14 protein-coding genes, 2 tRNA genes and 1 pseudogene are annotated in these 17,230 nt (G+C 51.2%); 3 read left to right on the top strand and 14 right to left on the bottom strand.

What is annotated here, in order from left to right:
• Nucleotides 1-47: 47 nt before the first annotated feature.
• Nucleotides 48-782, top strand: a complete 735-nt coding sequence (locus ACYQ11_RS11525; protein WP_459923934.1) for a 4Fe-4S binding protein — start codon at nucleotides 48-50, stop codon at nucleotides 780-782.
• A gap of 133 nt (nucleotides 783-915) precedes the next feature.
• On the opposite strand, the gene rbr is transcribed toward ACYQ11_RS11525, so the two are convergent.
• The 3 genes from rbr to ACYQ11_RS11510 all read right to left on the bottom strand — a co-directional run bounded on the left by rbr (nucleotide 916) and on the right by ACYQ11_RS11510 (nucleotide 3,828).
• Nucleotides 916-1,491 (bottom strand): rubrerythrin, encoded by a 576-nt coding sequence (gene rbr / locus ACYQ11_RS11520; RefSeq protein WP_459923933.1) that lies wholly within the window; start codon nucleotides 1,489-1,491, stop codon nucleotides 916-918.
• A gap of 90 nt (nucleotides 1,492-1,581) precedes the next feature.
• A complete protein-coding gene (locus ACYQ11_RS11515) occupies nucleotides 1,582-1,782 on the bottom strand; it encodes a ferredoxin (RefSeq protein WP_459923932.1) in 201 nt (66 codons plus the stop codon).
• 294 nt (nucleotides 1,783-2,076) lie between these two features.
• The gene (locus ACYQ11_RS11510) at nucleotides 2,077-3,828 is read right to left on the bottom strand and encodes a sigma 54-interacting transcriptional regulator (protein WP_459923931.1); all 1,752 of its coding nucleotides are present in this window, start codon (nucleotides 3,826-3,828) and stop codon (nucleotides 2,077-2,079) included.
• A gap of 272 nt (nucleotides 3,829-4,100) precedes the next feature.
• Between ACYQ11_RS11510 and ACYQ11_RS11505 the strand changes: the two genes are divergently transcribed.
• On the top strand, nucleotides 4,101-4,892 hold the full coding sequence (locus ACYQ11_RS11505; RefSeq protein ID WP_459924005.1) for a substrate-binding periplasmic protein: 792 nt from the start codon (nucleotides 4,101-4,103) through the stop codon (nucleotides 4,890-4,892).
• 111 nt (nucleotides 4,893-5,003) lie between these two features.
• Here the strand turns inward: ACYQ11_RS11505 and ACYQ11_RS11500 are convergent.
• The 4 genes and pseudogenes from ACYQ11_RS11500 to ACYQ11_RS11485 form a co-directional block, all read right to left on the bottom strand.
• Nucleotides 5,004-5,171: pseudogene (locus ACYQ11_RS11500) on the bottom strand (helix-turn-helix domain-containing protein); the annotation flags it as partial.
• A gap of 376 nt (nucleotides 5,172-5,547) precedes the next feature.
• Entirely contained in the window at nucleotides 5,548-5,835 is a 288-nt protein-coding gene (locus tag ACYQ11_RS11495) for a type II toxin-antitoxin system RelE/ParE family toxin (RefSeq protein WP_459923930.1), read from the bottom strand.
• Entirely contained in the window at nucleotides 5,823-6,095 is a 273-nt protein-coding gene (locus tag ACYQ11_RS11490; protein ID WP_459923929.1) for a CopG family ribbon-helix-helix protein, read from the bottom strand. Before ACYQ11_RS11490 ends, ACYQ11_RS11495 begins: the two co-directional genes overlap by 13 nt.
• A gap of 364 nt (nucleotides 6,096-6,459) precedes the next feature.
• Entirely contained in the window at nucleotides 6,460-11,274 is a 4,815-nt protein-coding gene (locus tag ACYQ11_RS11485; RefSeq protein WP_459923928.1) for a RecQ family ATP-dependent DNA helicase, read from the bottom strand.
• A 58-nt stretch (nucleotides 11,275-11,332) separates the two neighbouring features.
• Between ACYQ11_RS11485 and ACYQ11_RS11480 the strand changes: the two genes are divergently transcribed.
• Entirely contained in the window at nucleotides 11,333-11,620 is a 288-nt protein-coding gene (locus ACYQ11_RS11480; protein ID WP_459923927.1) for a DUF4372 domain-containing protein, read from the top strand.
• Nucleotides 11,621-11,738: 118 nt separating this feature from the next.
• On the opposite strand, the gene ACYQ11_RS11475 is transcribed toward ACYQ11_RS11480, so the two are convergent.
• The 7 genes from ACYQ11_RS11475 to ACYQ11_RS11445 form a co-directional block, all read right to left on the bottom strand.
• Nucleotides 11,739-11,825 (bottom strand) — tRNA-Leu (locus ACYQ11_RS11475).
• 44 nt (nucleotides 11,826-11,869) lie between these two features.
• Nucleotides 11,870-12,505, bottom strand: coding sequence for an L-threonylcarbamoyladenylate synthase (locus tag ACYQ11_RS11470; protein WP_459923926.1), 636 nt, complete (start codon nucleotides 12,503-12,505; stop codon nucleotides 11,870-11,872).
• Between the two features lie 432 nt (nucleotides 12,506-12,937).
• A complete protein-coding gene (purD, locus tag ACYQ11_RS11465) occupies nucleotides 12,938-14,713 on the bottom strand; it encodes a phosphoribosylamine--glycine ligase (protein ID WP_459923925.1) in 1,776 nt (591 codons plus the stop codon).
• 57 nt (nucleotides 14,714-14,770) lie between these two features.
• Nucleotides 14,771-15,700: a D-alanine--D-alanine ligase family protein gene (locus ACYQ11_RS11460; RefSeq protein ID WP_459923924.1), complete on the bottom strand. Its 930-nt coding sequence runs from the start codon at nucleotides 15,698-15,700 to the stop codon at nucleotides 14,771-14,773.
• Nucleotides 15,701-15,706: 6 nt separating this feature from the next.
• Nucleotides 15,707-16,102 carry a DnaJ family domain-containing protein gene (locus tag ACYQ11_RS11455; RefSeq protein ID WP_459923923.1) on the bottom strand — a complete coding sequence of 132 codons (396 nt, stop codon included), beginning with the start codon at nucleotides 16,100-16,102 and terminating at the stop codon, nucleotides 15,707-15,709.
• A gap of 144 nt (nucleotides 16,103-16,246) precedes the next feature.
• A tRNA-Met gene (locus tag ACYQ11_RS11450) sits at nucleotides 16,247-16,323 on the bottom strand.
• Nucleotides 16,324-16,448: 125 nt separating this feature from the next.
• A complete protein-coding gene (locus tag ACYQ11_RS11445) occupies nucleotides 16,449-16,823 on the bottom strand; it encodes a hypothetical protein (protein ID WP_459923922.1) in 375 nt (124 codons plus the stop codon).
• Nucleotides 16,824-17,230: the final 407 nt, after the last annotated feature.

The following is a 17,230-nucleotide window of genomic DNA, read 5'->3' as shown; positions in this document are numbered from 1 at the left end:
ATGTTACGAAGCCGTATTAAATTCTTTTTTTTGGGAGACGATCATCGATGCGTGAGAAATTTTTTGCCAACTGGAAACGTCGACTGGTCCAGCTTGTTTCGCTGGGCCTGATCGGAGAATGGTCGTTTTACGGCATATTCAGATGCCCCTTTGCCGTGCCCTACATCGGATGCGGCAACTGCCCGGTCATTCAGTGCCCCGGCCGCAGCCTCTGGATGTGGAGCTGGATTCTGATCGGCCTGTCCGCCCTTTTTTTCGGCCGGGTGTTCTGCGGATGGGTCTGCCCCGGTGGGCTGGTGTCGGAGATCCTGTCGTTGGGGGCTTTTTTCAAAGAGAAAATCAAGGGAACCGTCTCGACCGTGTTGGGGTATGGGAAATATCTGGCCCTTTGTGTGAGCCTGTACCTGTTTTTCGTGATGAACAACCCAAGGTGGGCCATCCCCATCCGGACCGGTGAATTCTTCAAATCCGTGGCCCTGACCTTTGAGCACGCCGATGCCATCTGGATTTACAAAACCGTTTTCGTCCTTGCGGCCCTTGGCCTCAGCCTTTTGGTTCCCATGCTCTGGTGCCGGTTTCTCTGTCCCACGGGCGGTGCCGTCGAGCTGCTGTCACGGATATCCCTGTTCCGGTTTTCCATGAACGATCGGTGCACACAGTGTGACCAGTGCCGAAAACGATGCATGATGGAAACCCGGCCGTCGGAGTCGAACTGTGTCCAGTGCGGCGACTGTACGGACAGCTGCAAGCCCGGAGCCATTGTCTGGAAACGGATGGTGTGAACAAATGATTGGATGAAACGCCGAGATCCTTCCGGGCACGCTTCGCTTTGTCCTTCCAAGGGGCGAAACAAGGTAGGATGGGCAAAGCGAAGCGTGCCCATCAGCTGAAATAAGGAACGTTTGTGGCCTTGTATTACCAGTTGGGCAGAAACAGTTCGAAATATCCCGGGGGTTTGACGCAGGCCGGGCATTTGTCCGGCGGCGTCTGGCCCGAGTGGATAAAGCCGCAGCTTTTGCATCGCCAGATGCGGGTTTCGTTGCGCTTGAACGCGGTGCCGGTCCGGATATTTTCAGCCAGGGCGTTGAAATTTTGTTCATGCTGGGCCTCGGCTGTGGAAATGGCGTCCCAGGTTTCGGCGGCCCGTTCGAACCCTTCTTTTCGTGCCACGGCGGCGAATCCGGGGTAGAGGACAGTGTGAACATTCTTTTCCAGGGCGGCGGCGGCCAGAAGGTTGTCCAGCGTCCCCCGCACCACACCGGTCAGAAAGGTGGCGGTGATTTCCAGTTCCCCGCCATTGAAAAACTTGAAGAACCGGGAGGCGTGTTCCAGTTCCTGATCGGCGGTCTCCTTGAAGATATCCGCAATCTGAATCAATTCCTCTTCCCGGGCCTTGTCGGCGTAGAAAATGTAGCGCGTGACGGCCTGGGACTCAAAGGCATAGGACGTCAAGAGGTTTTTGGCGGTCTTGCTGTCTCTGAAGGCGGTCATGGTCATCGTCCTTTCATGAAAAGCCGTGGGGAATGAACAAGGACACGGTATGCCGTGTCCTTGTTCACCCTTTATAGATAAGGCACACGATTAATTGTCATCGTCCGTGATTTCGATGGCCTCGGCACCGCATTCCCGGGCGGCCTGTCTGACAACGGCTTTGTATTGTTCGGGGATTTCGTCGAACTTGACCGTGGAGATCAGCTGATCTTCGTCGTATTCGAAGACTTCGGGACAAAGATTGTTGCAGTTCCGGTCGCCCATGCATTGCTTGGTGATGGTCACTTTCATGGTGTTCCTCCTTCACGTGGTTCACTGATGTTGATAGAGAAATGGCAAAAGTCCTTGGCGGCTTCAACCACGGTTGACTCACATATAACAGATTGTTTTGCTTCAAGTTTTCAAGGAGTGTTACGGGCGCGGACAGGCAGGCGGCCCGTTACGAAAAATATTGTAGGGAGCATAGCATGAATAAGTCTGTGCTTGAAATCCTTTTTTGACGGCTTCGTAAAAAGTCCGATATCTGCGTTACGCGTCGGCCCTCGTCACTGCGGCGCTTCCGAAGTACGCCTCATATGGATGATATCAGACGTCAAGATCCGGATGATCATCGAGGAATCGGTACAAGGTGGCCCGGCCCACACCCAGAAGGCGGGCGGCTTTGGATTTGTTGCCGCCGGCCCTGGCGACGGCGTCGACCACGGAGGCGGCATCGAGCTTTTTGGCAGGGCCCCTGCGGCTCTGGGTGTCCGCATTCATGCCTGAAAATTCCATGGGCAGATGCTCGGGCATGATGGTCTTTCCCCGAGATCTTACGATGGCGTACTGCACGGCATTTTCAAGCTCTCGCACATTGCCGGGGAAATGGTACTGCATCATGACCGCCAGAGCTTCCTGGGAAAACTGCGAAACTTTGCCGTGATGCATCTCGCCGATCCGGTTCAGAAAATGGGCCACCAGAAGGGGGATGTCGTTTTTCTTGTTGCGAAGGGGAGGAAGAACGACGGGGATCACGTTCAGACGGTAGTACAGATCCTCACGAAACCGTTTGTTTTCCACCTCTTTTTTCAGGTTCCGGTTGGTGGCGCTGATGACCCGAACGTTGGCGGTTATGGTTTTTTCACCGCCGACCTTGTCGAAGGTTCCCTCCTGGAGAAAACGCAGCAGCTTGACCTGCATGTCTTTGGACAGCTCTCCGATTTCATCGAGAAAGATCGTCCCGCCTTCGGCCAGCTCGAACCGGCCTTTTTTATCTTTGACGGCACCGGAAAAGGCCCCGCGCACATGGCCGAACAGTTCGCTTTCAATGAGGGATTCGGGCAGGGCGCCGCAGTTGACGGGCACAAAGGGCTTGTTCCTTCGCAGGCTTTCATTGTGGATGGCGGCCGCCACCAGCTCCTTGCCCGTGCCGGTTTCACCGAAAATATGCACGGGGAAATTGTAGTCGGCCACATCCTTGATCTGCTCGAACACGTCGATCATCTGCGGATCGTTGCCGATGATGCCCCTAAAGCTGTTGATTTCACGGTTTCTCAGCTTGAGCAGGTTGAGTTCCGAGTTGTCCCGCAGGGAGGCGGCCACGCCGTAGATTTTTCCTTCCTCATCCTTGAGAGGCACAACGGTCAGATCGCATTCTTTTCGACTGCCTTTTTTATCGGAAAAGGAAATCGGATAGTGCTTCCGGTCAAAGGGGGAGATGGTGCCCCCGCCGCAGAACGAGCAGTTTTCGCTGCATAGTCCGCCATCGAAAATGTCGTGACAGTCCCGACCCATGACATCCTCGGGCAAAAGGCCGGTCAATTCGGAAGCCCGCGTACTGAAATAGAAGATCCGGCGGTTCAGGTCGTGGGCGAAAATGCCTTCGGACAGGCTGTTCAAAATGTTGTCCGTATTGGATTTGACTTCGGTGAAGGCATTGACGTAGCCGTGTTTCAGAAGGCTTTCCACCCGTGGCTTCAAAATGAGTGCCGCCTTTTGAAGAAAACTTTTCCAGTCTGTTTTGTCGCCCGATGTTTCCGGTGCGGTCATGTCCCAGTGGATCACCGGGGGCAGACCCTTGAAATAGGGGAAGATCGTCCAGGTCTTGCGGCAGAGGGTGATCACAAGATCGAAACTGTGCCGGGGAACCTCATCCACGGACAGGCCGCGCAGCCCGGATACGTCCGCACCGAAGTCCTTCATGATGCCGACAAGGTCCCGGGACGGAGATGTTTCAGGGGAGGGGCCGGCCGCCGTGACCCGAACGGGGCACGCCGGGTCCATTTCTGCAAATCCCGCCGCCATCAGGCTCAGGTCGCTGCTTTCCGAACAGATAAAAAGAATGGTTTTCTGTCGCATCCCCCGGCCTTTCTCACCCTGTCATGACATGTTCGCGCCGCCCATGCGACGTTTCGGATCAAGTTACGTTATATAGAAAAGAAAGCCCCAAAAATCAATCGCTAAATCGGAACATCGGGGCAATCCCCGGTCCGTCTTAACATCAAGGCCTTCGGCTTCAGCTTGGATGGGATTGTCTTAATGGGCCCATGCCCGGGGTTGAAACTGACGGCCAATGAGGATATACTGTGATTCACGTCAAAAAACAAAACCAGGCATAATAAGGAGGGGTGATGCACAGGCTGCTGCTGATGGGACTGCTATCGTTGTTTTTCCATCTGATCACGACAGACCTCCGTGCCGAGGAATATGTGGTCGGGGTCGAGGATCATGATTATCTGCCGTATTTTTCAGGAACCGGCCAGAACTACATCGGTTACGGCCGGGACCTGCTCGATGCCTTTGCCCGTGAGCACGGCATCCGTTTGACCTATCTTCCCCTGCCGATCAACCGTCTTTTTATTTATCTGATGGAGGGCCGGATTGATTTCAAATATCCGGACAATTCACGGTGGCAGACACACCTGAAAGACAGTGTGACGGTGCATTACAGCCGGACCACCGTCAACGCCGTCGACGGGGTGATCGTGCGCTCTGAAAACAAGGGCAAAGGCCTGGAGCGTCTCAAACGCCTGGGCATGGTGATGGGGTATTCCCCATGGCCGTTCATGGAGTACATCAAGTCCGGACGGATGACCTTGTCTGAAAACGCCGGCCTTGAGGGACTTCTCAAGCAGGTGGCCCTCGACAGGATCGACGCCGCCTACGCCAATCCCCTGGTCGCCGCCCACCGCCTCGGCGACGCATTTCAAGGGCCCGACGCCCTGGTCTTCGACGAAGCGCTGCCCCACGTCCAGAACGCCTACCTGCTGTCCACCATCAAACACCCGGCCGTCATCGACGCCTTCAACCGCTTTCTCATCGATCAAAAACCCCTGGTCGATCGTCTGAAGGAAAAACACGGCATCACCGACGCCCGGTACCCGGCCATGATCGCCGACGATCACGGCCGCGACGAGCCCTGATCTTTTCTGTCTTCGACCGGGAATAAATGCCCGGAGGCTCCGCCTCTGTTGCGTGCGAGGTTTGGGCTGCTTATCTCCCCGAAATGCGGCAACCTGTTCATATGGAATTTCCATAGCCTGGGCAATCTTTTCAAGAGTGTCCCTCCTGAGCTTGTCCGGGGTTTTCTCCATCTGAGAATAAGCCGCCTGAGTTATCCCCCTACGACCGGCCACGTCCTTTTGTGACAGCTTCAGGTGTGACGGCTCCGTAAAACGTCCGATATCTGCGTTACGCGTCATCCCTCGTCACTGCGGCGTACCCTTAGTACGCCTCATTCCTTACGGATTCGCAAGCCTTGATCTTGAACATTTTACGAAGCCGTCTGAAATTCGACTTTTTACGAGACCATCAGGTGTTCACGCCATGCCCGGACGATACTTTTACCGCCCATGGCCATTCGTTCAACCACGTCATTCGGAATGGTGACTTCATCTTTGAAGTGGAGGAACTTCACGTATTCATGGTTGACCAAAGCTTTGATGTTTACGCAATCAGGGAGGTCTTTTAAGACCTGAACACCCTGGAATATTGATTTTTTTCAATAAAAAGGGCTTACGTTTGTGTGGGTCGGCACTTAAAATGAGAATTTCTGTCCTGAATTTTCGGTCATCCGTTTCAGTAACCCACTTCATTTTGGTGTCTGAAGGCGAGAATATAAACGGTATTATCATCTAAAAGATAAAGCGCCACGTAGCCGGAATCACCAAAGGGAATGATCAACTCACGCAATTTCAGGATATCATCCATCGGCCTGCCGATTTCCGGATTAGTCTCCAGTATAGAAAAATGATGTCCAATCGTTTGAGCGGCTTTTTGTGCGGCGTTTGGATTTTTTTCAAATAGAAATTGGCGGCAGTTCTCCAATTCACGGGCGGCCCCTTCCGTAATAATCAATCGTGGCATGGAGGTATCTCTGATTCTTTATCCGTCCCCCATGTTTGTAACCATTCACGCACTTCCCGGCCAGTAAGATGACGACCAGTTTCCTTATAGGATTTCCAGGATGCCAACGCTTCTTCTTTAAAACGTTCCTTGGCTTCTTCACGCTCTATGTAATCGCGAATGGCTTCGCACATGATCCAATGCGGAGAACGGTTCTTTAAGTCAGCAAGATGCTGAACTTTGCTTTTTAGCTCGTCATCCAGCTTAACGGATGTCGCCATAATAATCCCTCCATAGTTCTTGGTATTACAATGTAATACCCTAACATGACGGCACTCGGATGTCACGTGTTTCTATTTCTGCCTTAAGATATAGTTCCGAATAGATTGATCCGTTCGTCAGACCTTTTCCAGAACCCCGGGCACTGTTTCCCCTGGAATTTTGAAAAAAACCGAAACAAATCCATGATAATCAAAAAAACGTCCGTAGAGTTGTTTTCCCGATTATGAGACACTTTTTCGGGGACGTTTTATCGCCCATCATTGCAGGTGAGGGCAGGGACCTTCTTTGGTGGTTATGTCTACTTTTTTCAATCTATGCAGGCTTGCCGAAAGCACACGGGCCATTAATGGCCGGAAAACGGTTTTATCCTGATTCCAATAGGAATTTTATCTCCGGCAGAATTATTAGAATTTCATTGTCCAAGCCCTCTTTTTTCCAGTAGACAACGGCATTAACGTTTGATTCTGAAAGCATATATCCCATTTTTTCATAGTGTGAGATTGTGTTTTTAAAGCTTTTGGAAAACATCAGAACGCGGATTCTGTTTTCGTTAAAACATCCATTACTGTCGATCAGGAGACGGTCGCCACCTTTCAGACAGGATATATGTTTTTGTCTTTGAATAAAGAAATCGAGCCAGATATCTTTGTGGGTTAACTGAAGAATCAACAGGTCTGATTTTCGGTAAGGGAAGGGGTCAAAGCTTTTTTCCATGTCCGGGCAGGCAATAGTGTCAAGATAGTTTCCGTTCGTGTGTATGGAGAGATTCTCCTTTGCCCTTGTCATTGCAACATAAAGCTGTCTGTTTTTTTCATTGGTGTCGGGCGGAGAACCGGCAAGCATGAGAAAGACGTTCGCAAACTCCTTTCCCTTTGACTTGTGGATTGTTGAAACAAAAATTGTTTCCCCTCTTGTCTGGGTGAAGTCTTCAAGTCGGGATTCCCTTACAAAAACCTCAAAGTCTGACTGATACTTTTGTTTACTGTTACTGAGTTCAAAATCTTTTATAAGATGAATACAGGTTTCAATCTGTTCGCTGTTTTTATATCTTTGCCACAGCATTTTTTTTGCTTTCACCCAGTTTTCGTCGCTGATCGTATATCTGTCGTCTGAAAACTTCAGTTGGTCGATAAAGTACCTGACCTCAAGCAAATCATAAAGGCTGTATAATTCGTTGGTTTGTATCAGTTTTACAGGCATTTTTTCTTTGTGCAAAAGACCTGCTGTCTGTAAGGCTTCAGCATTTGTCTGTGTAAGAACAGCGGTCGTACCAGTTAAATCCCGGGACAGTATTGCTTTAACAACAGGTTCAATCAGGTGGGGAGATGCGTATCTGATAATTTCGATTTTTCCGTTTTCAGAGGTGTGGGAAGCAATGGGCGTTTCCTTGAGCCTGTTATTAATCCTTTCAGCAAATTTATTGGCGTATTCCACAAGGTTTGTTCTGCTGCGGTAGTTTTGGACAAGTTCATATTTCTTTGCCTGATATTCCGAAATAAATTTTTCCAGATGTACGGAACTCGCCCCGCGAAATTCATAGATATTCTGGTCATCATCTCCAACCGCGATTACCCTCATCTCGTCATTCTGCGCCATAAGTGCTTTTATCAGTTCAAACTCACGGGCATCCATATCCTGCGCTTCATCAATGACCAGAACTGTTTTTGTGATTCTGTTCGGTTCAATCTCCCTGTTTTTTATTTTTTCAACAGCCTGATTAATAATCGTTGCGGACTTTTCTATGGAACCTATTTTTCCAAGAAGGTCAAAGCAATAGGCATGAAAGGTTTTTATTTCTACAAAACCGGCGGCATTTCCTATTAAAGCCTGCAGCCTTTTTTTGAATTCTGTTGCCGCAGCCCTTGAGAATGTTACCATAAGAAGCTGCTCATGCTTGACATCCTCCATCAGAAGCAGTGATGCCAGTTTATGGACAAGCACCCTTGTTTTGCCGCTGCCGGGTCCTGCGGCAACGACGATATAACGGGACTCATTATCCTTGATTATACTCAACTGGGAAGGGGATAATTCCCCAAAGAGCTGTCTGAATTTGGCAGGGGTGATGTTTTTTGTGATTTCATCCCGTCTGCTCCCTTTAAAATATTTATTCAGAAAAGATGAATAGTTCAGCCGAAAATAATCATCTGCAAATATCAGTGCCTCCTTATAATCATGGATCATTTTTTTGGCATATTCGCCAACAATATGAATCTGCTGAACCTTGCTTTCATAAAATTGTTCAAGCTTTTTATAGTCGCCCTTGGTGTACTGCTTCCTGTTGTCCTTCTCAAGTCTTTCAATGGTCAGTTTATTATATACAACCAGAAACCCGCCCTCTATTTTAATCGCCTCTATTCTGGAGAGATAAAAGAGTGCATCCTCTATTTCATCCGTTGATGTTTCAAGCCGGAACAGGCTGGTCTGTTTCTCATAGCTGTTTTTTAATTCATGCACTGAAAAATCAACCAGTGTCAGTTCTCCGTTTTCGCCTGAGTCCAAGCCCTCCTTCAGGCTTCTGGTATATAGAAAATCCAGTATAAACCCTGCCAGTTCATGTCTTTTATTCAGTTTTTTCCGGAGATCCTGTGCCGAGTAGTTTGATAAGATGGTCAGATTGTTTTTTGAATGACTGTGCTGTCTTCGTTTTATCCAGTTTTTAATCGCCCAGAAATTGATAATCGTTTTTATTTTACCGGGGGAGATATCAGCGCATCCGGCTTCTTCTGCTCCTTCGTTCAGTTCTTTCAGATTGAAGGTTTTCTCCTCTTCGTCAAACCGGGTTGCAAGATAGTTTTCTATGCCGCTGAAAACGGAGAGTATTTTCTGGGATCGGTTTTTCTTTTCCCCCTGTTTTATAAAGGCGGTTAAGTCCTTTGTGTCGGCAAGTATATTTTCTTCCCGCAATAGATTTATCAGGTGGATAACGTCTTCTTTTACGATGCCCAGATGATCCGAGATATAGTCGACTCTTGCCTCTGCAACTTCATCCGTTGCGTGTTTTCTGCTTTTAGTGGAGAAAAGTTTTTTAATTATCCGGGTGGCGTTCTGTCTTTGCCTGTCACTGAATTTTGGGGATGCGTTGATTCTGTCGATCGCTTCCTGGGCGTTTTGGGCAAGAATGCTGTTTGCATATATCCTCGGCATGTTCTGGCCCCGTTTCAGGTAGCCGGACTCCTCCAGGGCGGCAATGGCCGTTTTTACCCGTGTCTCTATTTCGGCAACATTATCATCCCAGCCCGCTTTCCTTGCAATTTCCAGTGCCGAATTTGAAACAGAGGACCTGAGTCTGGTTATATCTTTTATGGCCCGCCAGATCTGCCGGATCTCTTTTACACTCAATTTTGTCTGGTTCAGGAGTATAAAATGCTTGCTTAAATCTTCTTCATTGAAAAGGGCATAGCAATCGGCGGTAATGGCTTCATCCCGTCCGGCCCGCCCTGCTTCCTGGACATAGTTCTCCAGAGAATCGGAAAGCTCAAAATGGATAACCATGCCGACATCCTTCTTATCAACCCCCATGCCAAAGGCAGAGGTCGCAACCATTATCTGAACATCGCCCCGTATAAAGGCATTCTGATTCTCGGACTTTTCCTGTTTATCCATTTTTCCATGGTAAGGCTTTGCCATGTACCCATCCGATGAAAGCCTTTGTGCGATCATGTAAGCCCTTTTCGTTCTGGAAACGTAAATAATTGTCGGGCATTTTTTCCCGTCAATCAGGTTTCTCAGGGCATTGTACTTGTCCTCTTCGCTTTCTTTTGGGATCACCTTGTAGGTCAGGTTTGTTCTTGAGGCATTTGAACTGAAGGTTTCGAGTTCCAGAGAGAGCTTCTCTCTGAAATAATTTTTTATATCTTCAATAACATTTTGTTTTGCTGTTGCGGTAAAACAGGACACCTGGATCGGTTCGTCAGTATTTTTCTTTTTCTGCAGCTCGCGGATAAAGTCCCCGATGTAAAGATAATCCACCCTGAAATCCTGGCCCCAGGCGGAGAAACAATGAGCTTCGTCAATCACAAATCTTACAACGTTCCTCCCAAGAAGAAGTTTTTCTATGGTTTTTGACCGAAGCGATTCGGGAGAAATATACAGTATTGATGCGTCGCCGTTTTTAACCCTTTCAAACGATTTTGCCCGTTCTATCGGGTCAAGCAGTCCGTTTATCGTAACAGCTTCAGTGATATTTGCTCCTTCAAGATTATCAACCTGGTCCTTCATCAAAGACTGTAACGGGGAAATGACCACTGTCAGTCCCCTGACGCACTCTCCGGCCATCAGCGCAGGAACCTGAAAGGTAATTGATTTTCCGCCGCCTGTAGGGAATACGGCTAAAATTGATTTATTGTTTATGGCCGCTACAACGGCCTCTTCCTGTAAGGCCTTGCCGTCATAGGTTCTGTATGAATCAAACCCAAAAAATTTTTTCAGCCCTTTTTCTGCATCGAGCGACTGAAGGCAGTAATCGCATCCTCTAATGCACGGGCAGTTTCTTAACAGATACAAAACCCTTTCAACGTCAGGATAGTTTCTGCTTATCCATGGAGGCGTTATGGAGTATCGGCTGTTTGTGTTTATCAGTGCAAGGCAGTATGAAAGTTCAGCCGGGTTTTCTTCAATAATCGTTTTTAAATCAGCATTCCGGCAGATTCTGCCTGCAAAATATTCCCGGATAAGACCGGATAACTCTTCAGCAGATTCCTCCGATTCTGAATAATCGAGATACTCAAAAAAATATGAAAATTCCTTTTGGTGTTTCAAAAGAGAAACGTATATTTTTTTCAGGGTTTCATCCGTGCTCAGAAAAGCTGAAACCTCGTCATAAAAAAGATCTTTCGCCTTTACGGCATCATTTAACGGATTGTTCAGTTCCTCAGTTTGAAGCTTGTCGTCTTTTAAAAGCGCATGGTAGGGCCTCTTTGGAAACAGAAGGGGCGATAGATAAAGCGTATCGATGGCCTTCAGGACCGAGAGATCCCGGCCGGAGTTTTTCTCAAAAAGTGGCAGATCATGATGAATGATATTGTGACCGCACGTATATTCGGCCCGGCTGATAAAATCGAAAAGTTCTGAAGCTGATCCGGAGTGGAATATTTCTCCGTTTTCGCAGATACCTCCGGCATCAAGCATCTTATTGCCTGAAAAATCCATTTCGGTATCTATGAAAGCAATTTTTTTCATAAAATCAAACTATTGTCCAAAAACGAAATGAAAATGACTTGTTGAAAAAATCCTCCTAATGGGTAAAAGTTTAATTCTCACAAAAAACAAGAACCACAAAAGGAGGATTAAACGGATGGTACGCCATAGCGGAATATTCAGTCAAGTCGTTTCCCTGATAAACAGAAACGTTTTCAAACGCCTGGTGAAGGCATACAGCGCGGAACGTTATTCAAAGGGATTTAACAGTTGGGATCACTTGCTTCTGGATCATGATGGGTATTTGCCTACTTACGCATTGATCACCAACGGAAAGAAGCACGATGTCATATATCTGATACGTCAACAATTGTGTGGGTTTATATAATGGATGGTTATTATCAGGTCTGAAGTGAAAAGGTAGGTATCTTGGCTTTGGAGATAGAGATTGGAAAGGAATAAAACAAAAAGGGCCTGAACAATAAAAAATGTTCAGGCCCTTTTTGTGGTACCGGAGGTCGGAATCGAACCGACAAGGAGTCGCCTCCGGCGGATTTTGAGTCCGCTGCGTTTACCAATTTCACCACTCCGGCAATGACAGAGTTTAATATGTAAAAAAGCCGGGATTGTCAACGAATTATAAGGACAGGGCCTGAAAAATTTCGGCTTTGGAAACGGCGCCTTCGCGGATGATCCGGACCGGATCGGCGGTGACGTCGATGACGGTGGAGCCCTTACCGCCTAAGAGTTTCCCCGCGTCGAGGACCAGATCGGCCTGGGCGATGACGGCGGGCGATAAGGCGGCGGGGTCGCTGCATCCGGGTTCGCCGGACAGGTTGGCGCTGGTGCCGGTGATCGGATGGGGCAGGGCGCGGGCAAGGGCGGCGGCCACGGGATGCTCGGGAACACGGAGGCCGATTTTGCCGGTTCCGGCGGTGAGGATATCGGGGATGGCCGCCGAGGCCTCGAACACCAGGGTGACCTTGCCGGGCCAGAAATGGTCGATGAGTCGTTCCGCCGATGGGGGCACATGTCTGACGAGCCGTTCCAGTTCACTCCGGTCTTTGATCAGAAGCAGGATGGGGTTGTCCGGGGGGCGTTTCTTGATGGCGAAGACCTTGTCCACCGCCCGGCGGTTCAGGGCATTGACGGCAAGGCCGTACAATCGAAAGGTGGGGATCACCACCACCCCGCCCTCATTGATCACCCGGGCGGCCCGGGCGATGAGGGCGGGCTCTGGATGGGTGGGGTTGACAGGGATGACTGGAATCATTTGATCCGTCCAATTGATGGGCACGCTTTGCTTTGCCCATCCTACCGTGTGTCGCCCGTGGGATGAGCAAAGTGAAACGTGACCGTCATAGCCTTAAGTTAAAACCGGCGATGCGACAAAGGGGGCTTTTTGTTGACCACCCGTTCGCTGCGCTCACTGAAGCACACGAAGGGGCACGAAGAATGACGGAATAACAGGATTTTCTTCGCTCTTCGTGTTTCCAATCCATCTCAAAAAATGGTTTTGTGTGCCTCCGGCGGCCCTGTCGGGGCCAACCTTTTAAAAAGGTTGCCAAACGATGAATAGCGATGGCGTTTTCATCGTTTGGCAACCAGATAAAACCAAACCCATTTGCCCGGCTTTTTAAAAGCCGGCCGCCGGAGGCAACCATCAAAAAAATAGTTCTATCCTGACCCCTTACCTGCTGACCCCTTACCTGAGCTTCGCCGCCAGGGCCTCGGCTTTGACGGTGACGCTTCCTGCCATGTCCTTTTTGTAGTCAGCCAGATAGGCGGCGACCTTTGGGTCGGCCACGCCGATGATCTGGGCGGCCAGGATGCCCGCGTTGGTGGCGCCGGGTTTGCCGATGGCCACGGTGGCCACGGGAACGCCCGGAGGCATCTGGACCGTGGACAACAGGGCGTCCAGGCCGTTCAGGGCCGATGAATCGATGGGTACGCCGATGACCGGCAGGGTGGTGTGGGCGGCCATGACCCCGGCCAGATGGGCGGCCTGACCGGCGGCGGCGATGATGACCTTGACGCCCCGTTCGCGGGCGGTCGAGGCGAACACACCGGCCCGCTCGGGCGTGCGGTGGGCCGAGGCCACGGTGATTTCATAGGTGATGCCGAATTTTTTCAGGGTGAGAAGGGTTTCCTTCATCACGGCGAAGTCCGAATCGCTGCCCATGACAATGCCCACCTGGGGCGGCGTGGACAGGCGGACCAGGGCCTTGCGGCCGATGTCCGTGCGGTGAAAGGATTTTTCCCAGCTGATTTTGGCCGTGGCCTTGTAGGCCTTGTCGATGGCTTTTTCAACCGTGTCCCCCAGAGCCGTGACCCCCAGGACGCGTCCTCCTGCGGTGACCACGGATTTGCCTTTGACTGCGGTGCCCGCGTGGAACACGGTCACATCGCGCATTTTGGCTGCCTCATCCAGGCCTGAGATGGTCTTGCCTTTGGCATAGGTATTGGGGTAGCCCCCGGCGGCCATGACCACACAGACCGCCGCCCGGTCGTCGATCTCCATGGTGCAGCGATCCAGGGTGCCGTCGATACAGGCCATCATCAGGTCCACCAGATCGCTTTTAAGGCGCATCATCAGGGGCTGGGCTTCGGGATCACCGAACCTCGCGTTGAATTCCAGAACCTTGATTTTGTCACGGTCGATCATCAGACCCGCGTAGAGAATGCCTTTGTAGGGGATGCCTTCGGCGGCCATGGCCTTGACCGTGGGGATCATGACCTCGTTCATGATTTTGTCGTGCAGGATGCCGTCCACCAAAGGAGCGGGGGAGTAGGCGCCCATGCCGCCGGTGTTCGGGCCTTCATCGTTGTCGAACACCCGTTTGTGGTCCTGGGACGAGGGCAGGGCGAGCACGGTTTTGCCGTCGGTCAGGGCGAGGAATGACGCTTCCTCGCCAACCAGGCATTCCTCGATGACCACCCGTGAGCCCGCGCTGCCGAAGGCCTGGTCCTTCATGATGGTGGAAAGGGCGGCGATGGCCTCTTTTTCCGTTTGACAGATCAGAACCCCTTTGCCTGCGGCCAGGCCGTCGGCCTTGACCACCAGGGGCGCGCCCGCGCTTTTGATGTATTTTTCGGCCTGGTCGTAATTGGTGAAGCTCTGGCCTTTGGCGGTGGGAATTTTGTATTTGACCATCAGGTTTTTGGAGAAGCTTTTGCTGGCTTCGAGCTGGGCCGCCTTTTTGGAGGCGCCGAACACCGTGAGGCCCTTTTTCTCGAATATGTCCACAATGCCTGCGGCCAGGGGGGCTTCGGGTCCCACCACCGTGAGATCGATTTTTTCAGACAGGGCAAAGGAAAGAAGCCCGTCGATGTCATCGGCCTTGATGTCCACACAGGTGGCGAGCTGGGCCATCCCTGCGTTTCCCGGTGCGCAGAACAGGTTCTTTACGTTTTTGTTTTGGGCGATTTTCCAGGCAAGGGCGTGTTCACGTCCGCCGCTTCCCACAACAAGAATATTCATCGGGTCTCCTTGGTGTTAAATTTGGTCAAAGTCGATATGTAAACGTGCATCTCACGGTCATTCCAGTGCCAGGTCAATCAACCGGTCCAACAGCGCGCTGAACGACATTCCGGCGGTTTTTGCCGAAAGGGGCAACAGACTGGTTTGGGTCATGCCCGGAATGGTGTTGGTTTCCAGAAGATAAAAGGCCCCTTCGCTGAGAATCATGTCCGTGCGGCTGTAGCCTCGAAGGCCAAGGGCGCGGTGGGCCTGTTTTGCCAGGTCCTGCATGGCCGCGGTCAGCTCCGGGCTGATGCGGGCCGGACAGATTTCCTGTGCCCCGCCCGGTGTGTACTTGGCCTCGTAATCGAAAAAGGTGCTTGACGGGTGGGCCGGGATGATTTCGATGGGAGGCAGGGCCACAAGATCATCGTTTCCGATGACGCTGCAGGTCAGTTCCGTGCCCTGAATGAACCGCTCGACCAGCACCGTGTCGTCGTATTCAAAGGCCTTGGCAAGGGCCGGTTGCAGGTCGAAAGGGGTTCCGACCCGGCTCATGCCGATGCTGGACCCGCCGGTTGACGGCTTCACGAAAAGGGGCAGGCCAAGGGTTTCCACGCAGCCCGGAGTATCGAAGGGTCGGCCTTTATGGGCGGTCATGTAAGGCGGGACCGGCAGACCGCTCTGCTCAAAGATTTTTTTCGACGCCAGCTTGTCAATGGCCAGGGCGCTGCCCAGCACGCCGGAACCCTGGTAGGGAATGCCTAGAAGATCGAGCATGCCCTGGATGGTGCCGTCTTCACCAAAGGGCCCGTGGAGGATGATCAGGGCCACATCGATCTCCGGCGCTTCGGCGGCCAGGCGGGCCAGATCGAATTTGGGGTCGTAACGCCGGATCAGGTATTTGCTCTTGTCCAGAGCCTCGAAGACCTGGTTGCCGCCGTTTATCGATACCTCCCGTTCAGAGGAAAAACCGCCGGAGATCAGTGCAAGGGTTTTCTGTGTCATAAAGCCTTATCTGTTTTGGGGCGCGGCCGGTTTTTCCATGCGTTCGACCAGATTTTTTTCATAATCCTCAGGAATATGAAAGGCGGCCGTCCCCTTGGTTTTCATCATGTTCTGTTTGAGCAGGGCCAGTTTCTTCATGGCCTTGTACTTGGCCGTCACATCGTCCATGCCGGCGATCAGGTCTTCCATGCGCCGGACCTCGCAGTTCAGTTCGAGTTCTTTTGGAACACATCCGGCATTTTTGAGAATTTTGTGAGCCAGCCGCATATCCTCGGGTACGTGGCGATCATCCTCCAGAACAAGGGGTTTGCCGTGACCCGGAAGATTGTCGAACTTGCCCTGTTCCATGGCTTCCCGGATGCGTTTTTCAACGATGCTTTCGAATCGGGTGGTGGTTTCCATGGCCGTTTCCTCTGATATCGGTTGAAAAATCAGGGTCTATATACCATCTGGGCAAAATGGGTTCAAGGGAATTCGGGGCGTGAGGCAGAGGGGAACGGATAAAAAAAATGGGGTTATCCGAATATCGGATAACCCCTTTATATATGGTAGCGATGCTCGGAATTGAACCAAGGACACTGCGGATATGAGCCGCATGCTCTAACCAACTGAGCTACATCGCCATAGGGTGCGTTTTTTACCTTTTCAAGCGGAAGGCCGCTCCAAAAAGACAAATGGTTTTTAAAGTATTTGTCGGAAAAGGTCAAGCGTTTAATCGATAAAAAATTCGATTTCACCCGACGGCCGATTACCGGTTTTCCGGAAACATCGACGGTGCGGCATAGGCGGAGATGTCATTGCCGAAATGTACGTAAACATCGTTTCGTCCGGCAACCGGAATCCAGTATCCGTCGATGACCGCATTCAACGGATCGCTCCAGGCGGCGGCACGGATGGCTTCTTTCTTATCCAGGGCCTGATTGGCCTGACAATGGGAGCAGATCTTAGTCCCGCCGGTCAGGGAAAAGCATTTGATGCCCGGTGTGAGACCTAAGGCTTTTCCGGTCTGGTTGAAGGCCAGAATGTCCCGGTTCTTTCCGATGAGCATGACCACGCCGGGGTGCTTGCCCCACATCAGGTCAAAGGATTCAATGAGTGTTTCGACGGATGGGTTTTGGTTCATGATGTCCTCCTAAGGTCGGTGGTGGTTGATTTGATATACGGGTTATACCCGATCGATGTAACGAATGTGTTGCAGCAGAGGTAAAAAGTGTAACAGAAGACAGAGCCCGCCAGTCGACAGCCAGGGCAATCGCATGTCTATCCCGCACGACCCGTGGGTCATGCCCTGTGGGGAGCGATTCATGAAATGCCGTGTATCGGGGATTGACACCTCCCATTTCCTTCGCGCTCTTCAGGGCGCGCAGCGACCGGGTGGTTGAATGGTTTGACCATGACGAAAACGAGCCGGGGCTCTTTTACGTCACGGCATGGGATGTCCACAGGAGCGTTGCCGTGCGACATGCCCCGGCATGTCCGGCGTTCTCTGTGTCTCCGTGACTCTGTGAGAGCGATTAAACCGGCATCTGC

It is taken from the genome of Desulfatiferula olefinivorans, from assembly GCF_054657895.1.
Note: the sequence above shows the minus strand (reverse complement) of the source record. Positions and strands in the feature narration are given on the sequence as shown.